This is a genomic window from Nocardiopsis sp. TRM 82005, from assembly GCF_056312425.1.
Map to the genome: position 1 here is coordinate 60,052 of NZ_JBWDTQ010000008.1, position 10,022 is coordinate 70,073.

Below are 10,022 nucleotides of genomic sequence, written 5' to 3' on the forward strand. Positions count from 1 at the left end.
ACGGCGCTCCGATGCTGAAACGAGGGATTACGGCACATATGGGGGATTTTCTGACCGGGGTCGAAGGCGGCCTCCAGATCGACTGGGCGACGATGCCCACGTACAACACGGTGATGGCGGTCGCCGCCGGGGCCGGGCTGATCCTGGTGGTGGCGCTGGGCCGCGCACTGATCCGCGGCCGGCGGATCGTGCCGGACGGATGGGCCCTGGCCTTCGGGGTGCTGGGCCTGCTGCTGACGGTCACGGGTCTGCACATGAGTCTGACCTGGCCGCTCGCGGCCGGCGGTTTCCCGTTCGACAACATCATCTTCGGTGAGCCGAGCCTGGTGTTCGGTGTGCTGCTGTTGGCCGCGGCCCTGTACCTGTGGAAACGCGGTGACGTCCTGACCGGTCACGAGGACCCGGCAGCGCACGTCGTGCGGGTGGCCGGCCCCGTCTCGGTGCTGGTGTTCGGCATGGGGTTGGCCTCGTTCGGCATCGCCGCGGCGGGCTGGGCCTTCCAGCTGTTCGCGGCACCACCGCAGGAACCCGTCTCCGGGGCCTTCAGCGCCTACCCGTGGCTGGAGGCGGCCTTCATCTCCGGCCTCTACGCCCTCGTGGGGGTGGGCGCGGTGCTGTTCCCGTTCGGCCTCAGGTCCCTGCGCTCGCGGTTGTGGACCGTGATCGGCGTCGTGTGGGGACTGGCCGGGACCGTGTTCCTGCTGTTCGGGGCGCTGAACTACTACACGCACATCGGTTTGGTGGTCAACACGATGGGACCACCGGCCTGAGGCGGCCGGCGGACCGGCACCGGTCAGGTCCGCGGGCGTCGTCGCCGTGCCGGGCGCCCCGGTCCTCGTGTGCCCGGCACCGCACACGGGCGCGGCGGGCCACAATGGGAGGATGTCGCAGCGCAAACCACGCCACCGCCAGTCCCCGCCCGCGGCCGACGCCGCCGCGCCCTGCCCCTGCGGCGGGTCCGCGGCCTACCGGGACTGCTGCGGTCGCCTGCACCGCGGGCAGGCCCCTGCCTCCACCGCCGAACAGCTCATGCGCTCGCGTTACAGCGCCTTCGCCGTCGGGGACCGCGACTACCTGCTCCGGACCTGGCACCCCCGCACCCGGCCGCGGAGCCTGGAGCTGGACCCGGGCACCGAGTGGGTGCGCCTGGAGGTGCTGTCCACCACCGGCGGCACCCCCTTCCACAACGAGGGCACGGTCGCCTTCCGCGCGACCCACCGGGAAGGCACCCGCGAAGGGGCGCTCGACGAGCACAGCCGCTTCGTGCGCCACGAGGGCGCCTGGGTCTACCTCGACGCCCTCCCGGACTGAGGCCGCCCGGGCCGGCTTCGCGGTCCTGCGCCGGTCCGGCACCCCGGAGGCCGAGGCGGCGGTCAGGCCCACGGCCTCCGGTACGGGTCCGGGCACACTCCGTCGTCGCGGCACGATAGGAAGGAGGGCGCGGACCGCATCACCTTCACCGGCCTCACCGCACAGGCCACACGCCCACACGGACACGGAGTGCACCATGACCACGCAAGCCCCCGGCCCGCTGGAGCAGGGAGACCTCATCCAGGACCTCGCCAGGAGACTGGTCGAGGTCGTCCCCGAGGGCTGGCAGCAGCTCACCTACCTCGCCAGGGCGATCGGCGCCCACCGGAGCGACATGTTCGCCGTCCAGGACGCGGACGGCCAGGTTCGGCAGGTGGAGGTTCCCGAGGGCGTCGCGGAAGCGGTCAGCGCGCTCAAGCACTCCTCCTACCAGGAGGGCAAGGGCTCCTGGCTCTCCATGATCATCTCGGTCCACCACTCCCACCAGCTCAACGTCGAGTACAACCACGACACCGAGCCCGAGCTGCCCTTCGAGGTGAGCCCGCTCGTCTACGCCCAGGAGCTGGAGCGCTTCCCCCGCGCCGAGGACCAGATCCCGGACTGGTTCGCCGCCAGGCTCGACCAGGCCCGGCGGCTACGGCCCGAGCAGATGGAGGCGGAGTTCGGCAGCGCCCTGGTGGAGGCGTGCGAGCGTGAGGGGCTCGGGGCCGAGTACCTGCCGCCGACCAGCCTGCGCGTATCCGCTCCCGACGGCACGACCCTGCTGGAGGGAGACCTCAAGGACACCTTCGACCAGGCGATCATCTCCCCGGCGGAGCACCAGGCGAGTCTTGCCGCCCACTTCGCGGGTTACATGACCCGCGCCTCCCAGGAGCGGGAGGAGCCCGCCGAGCCCCACCCCGTGGACCCCGACGACACCGTGGCCAACGCCCTGGTCACCGCCTTCGCCGATGCCGGGGCGCAGGTGTCCTTCCAGGACGCCGACACCCTGGTCCTGCCGCTGCCCGACGGCAACCAGGCCAGCACCGACATCAGCGGCCTGCGCTCGGCGCTGAGCGGGGCCACCCCCGAGCAGGTCGCGGACAACACCGCCGGGTTCGCCCGCGCGGCCCTGGACCAGCTGAAGCAGGCCGTCCAGAGCGGTCCTGGCTCCGACGAACCCGCCGGACAGCTCCGGGTCCGCCTCTACCCGGTCTCCGCCTTCCCCGAGGGGGTACTGGACTCCCTCGTGACCCGTGAGATCGCCCCGGACCTGTGGCAGACCGTGGTCGTGGACACCCCCGAGTCGTTGCAGCCGCTGTCCCGGCAGGCGCACGAACGCTCCGGGCGCCCCGACGACGTGGTCTTCGCCGAGGCGGTGGCGGCCTCCGTGGACGAGACCGTCGAGACGAGCGAGCACGACCTCAACGGGGCGCACGTCGTGCACATCGGCGGCCAGCACCCCTACGTGGCGGCGCAGGCGCACGTCCTGGACCGCTACCTGGACGAGCTCCCGCACGGTGCGCTGGTGGCCTTCCCCGTGCCCGAGGCGCTCATCGCCCACCCCCTGGGCCGGGGCAACCCGCTCGCCGCCATGGACAACATGCAGCAGATCGCCGAGCGCTTCGCCGACGAAGGCGACAAGCCCATCAGCTCACAGCTCTACTGGTGGCACCCGGCCTCGCGCGAGCGCGAGCCGGGGACGCCGCCCGACCTGCGTGCGGTGGGGGCCAGCATCGACCACGAGGCCGGGGCGGTCACGCTGCACACCTCCGACGAGGAGTTCGGACCCATGCTGAACTCGCTGCTGGAGCAGCCGGAAGCCTGACGGTCCGGGCCCGCGCGCCCCGGCCCGGCGGTCGTCCGCCAGACGGTGGGTGCGCGGGCCCGGCCGTTCCGGCTGGGTGGGCGCAGGCGTGCTTGCGCGCGCGGCGCCGCGGCGGACCGGCGAGCAGCGCCTCTCCCCGTGCCCGAGAAGTCGACTCCCCAGAAGAAGGGTCCGGTGGCCCCGTGTGCGTCACCACGCTCCGCTCCGCCCCCGGCCGTGTGTCGGCGGTCCTGGGCGCCGTCGCCGTCGCTGCGGGGCTGTGCGCATGCGCTCCCCGGTCACCGGCCGAGGGGCCCGTCGACCGCGTCATCCTCTCGCCCACCGCCGATCCCAGCACCTCCCAGACCGTGACATGGCGTGCGCCCGGGGCCGAGGAGGCCTTCCTGGAGATCGGCCCCGAGGACCAGTCCGGGCGGACCACACGGGTCCGGGGCAGGTCCACCGGCGGCGGGGAGGCCGGCTCCGCCTTCGCGGCCACGGCCACCGGTCTGGAGCCGGACACCGCCTACCGCTACCGGACCGGCGGGGGCAGCGGCGGCGAGGACGACGGTGCCGGGGACGGCGGAGGTGACGGAGCTGACGGGAGCGGCGGTGACGCGGCCAGTGACTGGCACACCTTCACCACCGCCGCCGAGGGGGCCGAGCCCTTCAGCTTCCTGTACTTCGGCGACGTCCAGGACGACATCGCCGACGACGCCGCCCCCGTCATCCGGGCCGGGCTGGAGGCCGAACCCGGCGCCGAACTGGCCGTGCACTCCGGCGACCTGGTCGACTCGGCCGACGACGACTCCCAGTGGGGCGAGTGGTTCGAGGCCTTCGGCCCCGAGGCCACGGGCGGCATGAACCACCTGGTCAGCCCCGGCAACCACGACTACGGCTCCGAGGGGCTGGGCGACCACTGGGTCCCCCAGTTCCCCGGCGCGGGCAACGGCCCCGACCAGAGCACCGGCCCTGCCGAGACCGCCTACCGCACCGACTACCAGGGGGTGCGGTTCGTGGTGCTCGACTCCAACTACCGCGACGCCGCACCGCACAGTGCCGACCAGTGGCTGGACACACAGCGGCGGTGGCTGGAACGGGTACTGGCCGACAACCCCCACGAGTGGACCGTGGTCACCTTCCACCACCCGGTGTTCTCCAACGATCCCGAGCGCGACAACGCGCCGCTGCGCCGAGCGTGGCTGCCACCGCTGGAGGAACACGACGTGGACCTGGTCCTCCAGGGCCACGACCACTCCTACGGCCGCGGCAACCTGGTCGAACACCGCACGCAGGACCCCGACGTGCACACCGGCCCGGTCTACGTGACCGCGGTGACCGGCCCCAAGACGTACGAGGCCGATGAGACCGGCTGGACCGGCCACGGCGCCGAGGTCCGCGTGCAGCGCACCGACACCCAGACCTTCCAGGCGGTCTCGGTGGACGGCGACACCCTGGAGTACCGGTCCCGCACAGCGGACGGCGAGACGGTGGACTCCTTCACCATCGCCAAGGACGAGGAGGGCAAGCGCGTCACCGACGGCTCCTGACCGCCCTCCGGGCCCGCGGCGCCCTCCTGCCGGGGCCGACGGGGGAAGGGCCCCGCCAGCCACACCGGCGACGTCTCCGCTAGTGAGGGTGCTCGGTGGTCTCCCACTGCCCGGCGATCAGGTCCACGGCCTGGTCGGCCAGCTCCCCGCCCCACTCCTGGAACTCCACGAGCGCCTCGCGAAACCTCGACACCTGTCGGAAGAGCTCCCCGTAGCGGCGCTGCTCCTCCACGGCCAGCACCGGAAGCCGCATCCGGGCCGGATCGACCCTCAGGTGCCCGCGCATGCTGCTGCTCACCCGGGCGATGTTCTGCGATTCCCCGGAACTGGTGACGAAACCCGCCAGGAACCAGGGGTCGACCGCGCCCGGGTTCGTGCGCACCACGTACAGGCCGCTGCCCGGGTAGGCCCCCGCGTCGCCTGCGGTCGCCACCCGGGCGGCGGGCCTGCGCGCGATGGTCGGGACGAGGACGTCGCCCTCCTGGATCGGGGGGTTGCGCATCGGGTCGGCGTCGACCTCGTCCGTGCGCGAAGGAGCCATCCCCCGCACCACGTCCTCACCGGTGACCACCCTGGCACTGACCCGTGGTCCCGCCTCCTCCGCCGATCGGCGCGGAACGGGCCGCCGGATCGTCACCGACCCGGACTTGGACAGCTCTCCGAGGGTGACGATCCCGGCCGCGTCACCGCCGGGTTCGATCCGCGGGGCCTCGGGCAGAAGCGTGCGCAGTGTGCGCAGCGCGCCCTCCAACCTCCTGCGGCGCTCGGCGAACAGCTCCAGATCCCCGGTCGAGGTAGGCGGGAGGGGAAGGTGGCGGCGGGGGGTCAGGTCGACGTCCTCGTCCAACAGGTCGACCACCTCCAGCGTCCGCGCCGTCCCCGGCTGCTCGGCGAACCCGTCCGGGGCGGCCCGGTAGCCCTCCCAGACCCGGTCGACCAGGTCGGTGACATGGCCCGCGGCGGGAACCTGGCCGGGCTCGTGCGGGGCGGTGTCCACGAGCAGGACGGGGGCGGGCGCCTCGTTCCGCTCGGGGCGGCGCAGCACCCACAGTTGCAGGGGCACGGCGTAGTGGGCCGCGAACCCGGGCGGCAGCGAGACCACCGCGCGGAACACGCCCGCACGCAGCAGGGAGCGGCGGATACGGCGCCCCGACGGGCGCTGCGCGGCCCCCGGCGGCATCAGCACCACCGCCGAACCGCCGGGGTGTACCCGCGACAGACAGTGCTGGACCCAGGCCAGGTCCGACTCCAGGCGCGGGGGCACACCGTGCGCCCACCGGGAATCGTCCGCGAGCTCCTCGGCCCCCCAGTTGCGCTCACCGAACGGCGGGGCGCACAGGACCGTGTCGGCACCGCCCGCACCGAACGCGGGGGAGCGCAGAGCGTCCGCCACACGCAGGTCCGCCTCCGGCGACAGGGCGTCGGCGAAGGCCAGCCGCAACGCGCCCAGCCACACCGACGCCGAGTCCCTGTCCTGGCCCAGCAGGGCGCGCCGCCCGTCCCGCGCGGCTGCGAGCAGGAGCTCGCCCCGCCCACAGGCGGGGTCGGCCACGGTGTCCCCGGGCCCGGCCAGGCGCACCATGAGGTCGGCCAGTTCGGGCGGGACCGTGTGCGAACCGGAAGGGGCACGCTGGTCCAGGCGGCCCAGAAGGTGTCCGAACGCGGACCGGGGCCCGCTCTGACGCGCGGCACGCACGGCCGCGTCGGCCAGGACCGCGGCCTGCGCCTCGGGGACGGACTCGGGGCGCTGCCCGGCCAGAGCGGACAGGCCCGCCCGGTCCAGGGCGTCCTCGAAGGACCGCCGCGCCTCGCGCAGCAGCGACGCCGGGTCGTCGGTGTCCAGGTCCTCGGGTTCGCGGTGCAGACGGAGCAGGAGCACCCCCACCCAGACCAGGACCGCGTCGGCGGGCACCGAGGCGCGCAGGGAGTCCAGGGCCTGCCACAGCCGCTGGTCGGGGTCGATGCTCGTGACCTGGCGGTGGGTGGACAGCCACTCCTCCACCTGGCCCAGGTCGAACCGGGGGCTGCGGTCCGTGCCTCCGACCGGCCGGGGGAAGTCGTCGTGCCGACGGCGCCAGTTGCTCACCGCGGTGGGCTTGACCCCCGCGATCCTGGCGATGTCGGCCGAGCTGACCTCCACGTCACCGGTGCCCATGGACCCATCCCATCCGCGACGACAGCTGACCGGTCACGACTATACACACCTGTGTTCTGATGGGCTCAACACGCGATCCCTGTCTGAAATGCCCCCGTGGTTGGGCATCTTCACATGGAGCCGGGTGTATGTGGGGGAGCCGAGGGTAGCCGTGCCAGTACCGGTGGGGCCGACGCGGCGCCCTCGGGCACGCGTCGACGCCGCCGACCCGGCGCGGACCGGCGCGGCCCTTTCCGACACGGACCGGTCGGCAGACCTGTGGGGAGTGGCGCGGATGTTGGAATGGTGGGAGTTCGCACTCCGGCTCGGCTGTGCGTTCGCCCTGGGCGCGCTGGTCGGCGTCGAACGCCAGTGGCGGGCGCGCATGGCGGGTCTGCGGACCAACGCGCTGGTGTCCGTGGGCTCGGCGCTGTTCGTGCTGTTGGCCGCGAACACCGTCGACGAGGTCAGCCCCACCCGTGTCGCCGCCCAGGTGGTGTCGGGCATCGGCTTCCTCGGCGCGGGCGTCATCCTGCGCGACGGCATCAACATCCGCGGTATCAACACGGCCGCCACGATCTGGTGCGCCGCGGCCGTCGGCGTGCTGGCGGGGAGCGGCCTCTACCTGGGCGCGGCGATGGGCGCGGTGACGGTGGTGGGCGCCAACGTCCTGCTGCGTCCGGTCGCCAGGCGGTTGCAGAAGCGCAACTCCGTCTCCCGAGAGATCGAGACCACCTACCGGATCCGCGTCGTGTGCACGGACTCCCAGGACACCCATGTGCGGGCCCTGCTGTTGCACGCCCTGTCCGACACCGAGTTCACACTGCGCTCCGTGGACAGCCGTCCCCTCCCCGAGGACCGCGACTCGGTGTCCGTGCGCGCCGACATCGTCGTCGCCGGGCACCAGGACGAGGCACTGGAGCAGGTGGTGCGCAGGCTCAGCCTGGAGCCGGAGGTGTCGTTGGTGTACTGGCAGGAGCTGGACGAGACATCCGACTGAGGCCTCCGGCCCACCGCGCGGAACCGCGTCCGACGGAGTCCTTCGAGCACCCCGCACCGGCGCGGAGGCCGCTGATCCGGACACCCGAAGGTGCCGGGGCCAGCCGCTCGGGCAGTCCTTGCACCGCTTCTCGGCGAAGAGCGAGGTGCCGCCCCCGGTGGCCTTGGGAGGACGGCCCGCACTGATTCGCAGCCACATCTCGGAGGAGGCTGCAAGGCCCCAACCCCGTCCGGAGTGCTTTTCGGAGCGGATGCGGTCGTCGCCGTTGTGCCTGCGGCCGGGACGGGGCCATGTGGGGCGGCGAGACCAGGACGGCGTTCAGGGCGAACGGGGAGTGCCCATGCGGGCATGAGGCCGCCCGACACCGACGTTCGGCCAGGGCCCGGGTCCTGTTCCCGCGGGGTGGGGTGACACGGAGTCCCGGGGCTGTGGGAGCCTGTCCCGGTTCGGAGCGTGCCGGGAGGCTCCGTGCACACAGAGCACCTGAGAGTCAGGAGTCTCCATGAAACCCCCCATGCCGGGCCAGCTCACGGCTGTCCGGGTGATCCTGTTCGTCCACGTGGCGATAGCCACCGTCGGCCTGCTGTCCTTCCTCGTGCTCATGTCCGTGTCCGGTCTGCCCCTCGCGCGGGCGATGGCGGAGACAGGGACCACCATGGGGCTCTTCGCCCTGGAGATGTTGCTCGGCGTGGGCGTCCTGGTGCTTGAGCTCGTCGTCGCCCTGCGTATGGGAGCGGGCGGCCGCAGGGTGCAGATCCTGCTCCGCGTCGCCCTGGTACTGGCCGTCGTCGGAACGCTGGTCAACGTCGTGCAGGGCAGCGGTTACCTGGGATTCGCCCTCATGCTGGTCGCGCTGGTGCTGGCGGAGACACGGAACGCAAAGGACTGGTTCGCCGACACCGAGGACGGCCAGGAGACTTATCAGACGCCCTGAACCCGGATTTCCGGCGGTCCGCCCCGGAACCACGCCGCCGGGGCCGCCGGTTTTCCGGAAACGTGCCGCTCGGCGTGGGGGCGGACCCTAGGCTGACGACCATGACCGACCACGGCCCTGCCACCGCCCCCGCCCCAGCCAGTGATGGCGCGTCCCTGATGGCCGCGCTCCGAGAACTGGACCTGCCCGACCGCATCCTGAAGGACATGACCGCCGATCCCGGCCACGCGGGCGACCTCCTCATGGAGTTCGTCGCGGACCTGAACCGTGCGGGGCGAGGCGACCGGGCCCGCCGCCTGCTGGAGACCGTGCGCGACCAGGCCCCCGCTCCGGAGGACCGCCAGTACGCCTCCATCGAGCTGGCCAAGCTCCTGCGCAGGGGCCAGGACGCGCGGGACGCGGACGAGGCGGAGCGGATCACCGCCGATCTGCTCCGCCCCGGCCACCTGGGGGAGGGGCCCGCACAGCTGCTCGGCGAGGACCTCCAGGAGCTGGAGCGGTGGGACGAGGCGCTGCGCTGCTACAACGTCGCCGCCCGGCGGCTGCTCGCCGTACCAGCGGAGGAGCTCGCGGACGAGGAAGACCTCTTCCTGATGCCGATCGTCAGCCGTCTGCTGGCACGGATGAAGCTGGGACTGACACTCGACGCGCACGACGACGTGGCCATGTCCGTGGCCGAACGGCAGGTGATGGGGACCGCGGGATTCCCTGACGAAGAGGATGAGGACTGGCAGCGGGAGGACGAACGGGACGTGGAGGCGCTCTACTCCCGTGAGGCCTTCGACGAGGCCCGAGCCCGGGGACTGCTCACGGGGGAGGCCGCCGAGCACGGCGCCGACGCCTACTACCGCGCCGCCGAACGGGCCCTGCGGGAGCGGGCCCGTGAGCACCCCGGGACGCGGTGGAGCGTGGTGCTGCACGGCGTGGAGGAGGTCGTGGAGTTCGCAGAGCGGCGCGGCCTGGACCCGGCGGACGGCGAAACAACCATGGACTGGGCGGACCTGGAGCCCGCCGAGGACGACCCGAGGCTCCGGTCGTGGCCGCCCGACCGCAACGAAGCCTGCTGGTGCGCGTCGGGCCGCAAGTACAAGAAGTGCTGCGGTTCGCCGTCGAACAGGTGAGCGCACGAGAGCACGGCCGGGCGGACGCACGCCGCACCGGGGCCGGGGAACCGTGGAGAACGCGCGTCATCGATGCCGTGGGGTTGGCGGTCTCAGGGTTCAGAAGCCGCCTAGATCGTTGATGGGAAAGTGTGTGCCCTGGTCAGTGGTCGTAGGCGATCAGTGACCGCTTGACCGGGGCACCGA

8 protein-coding genes are annotated in these 10,022 nt (G+C 72.7%); 7 read left to right on the forward strand and 1 reads right to left on the reverse strand.

Annotated elements, in window-relative coordinates; genetic code table 11:
- Positions 1–38 precede the first annotated feature (38 nt).
- From AC0T5L_RS06110 to AC0T5L_RS06125, 4 genes are all read left to right on the forward strand, one after another.
- Complete coding sequence (locus tag AC0T5L_RS06110; RefSeq protein ID WP_476164389.1) at positions 39–770, forward strand: DUF981 family protein; 732 nt, start codon at positions 39–41, stop codon at positions 768–770.
- Positions 771–882: 112 nt separating this feature from the next.
- Positions 883–1,311: a YchJ family protein gene (locus tag AC0T5L_RS06115; protein WP_476164390.1), complete on the forward strand. Its 429-nt coding sequence runs from the start codon at positions 883–885 to the stop codon at positions 1,309–1,311.
- 196 nt (positions 1,312–1,507) lie between these two features.
- Positions 1,508–3,118 (forward strand): hypothetical protein, encoded by a 1,611-nt coding sequence (locus AC0T5L_RS06120; protein WP_476164391.1) that lies wholly within the window; start codon positions 1,508–1,510, stop codon positions 3,116–3,118.
- Between the two features lie 182 nt (positions 3,119–3,300).
- On the forward strand, positions 3,301–4,647 hold the full coding sequence (locus AC0T5L_RS06125; protein WP_476164392.1) for a purple acid phosphatase family protein: 1,347 nt from the start codon (positions 3,301–3,303) through the stop codon (positions 4,645–4,647).
- Between the two features lie 79 nt (positions 4,648–4,726).
- Here AC0T5L_RS06125 and AC0T5L_RS06130 read toward each other — a convergent pair whose 3' ends face one another.
- The gene (locus tag AC0T5L_RS06130; protein WP_476164393.1) at positions 4,727–6,802 is read right to left on the reverse strand and encodes an N-6 DNA methylase; all 2,076 of its coding nucleotides are present in this window, start codon (positions 6,800–6,802) and stop codon (positions 4,727–4,729) included.
- Positions 6,803–7,076: 274 nt separating this feature from the next.
- Between AC0T5L_RS06130 and AC0T5L_RS06135 the strand changes: the two genes are divergently transcribed.
- The 3 genes from AC0T5L_RS06135 to AC0T5L_RS06145 all read left to right on the forward strand — a co-directional run bounded on the left by AC0T5L_RS06135 (position 7,077) and on the right by AC0T5L_RS06145 (position 9,836).
- Positions 7,077–7,781 carry an MgtC/SapB family protein gene (locus AC0T5L_RS06135; RefSeq protein WP_476164394.1) on the forward strand — a complete coding sequence of 235 codons (705 nt, stop codon included), beginning with the start codon at positions 7,077–7,079 and terminating at the stop codon, positions 7,779–7,781.
- A gap of 502 nt (positions 7,782–8,283) precedes the next feature.
- On the forward strand, positions 8,284–8,715 hold the full coding sequence (locus tag AC0T5L_RS06140) for a hypothetical protein (protein ID WP_476164395.1): 432 nt from the start codon (positions 8,284–8,286) through the stop codon (positions 8,713–8,715).
- 101 nt (positions 8,716–8,816) lie between these two features.
- Positions 8,817–9,836 (forward strand): SEC-C domain-containing protein, encoded by a 1,020-nt coding sequence (locus AC0T5L_RS06145; RefSeq protein WP_476164396.1) that lies wholly within the window; start codon positions 8,817–8,819, stop codon positions 9,834–9,836.
- Positions 9,837–10,022: the final 186 nt, after the last annotated feature.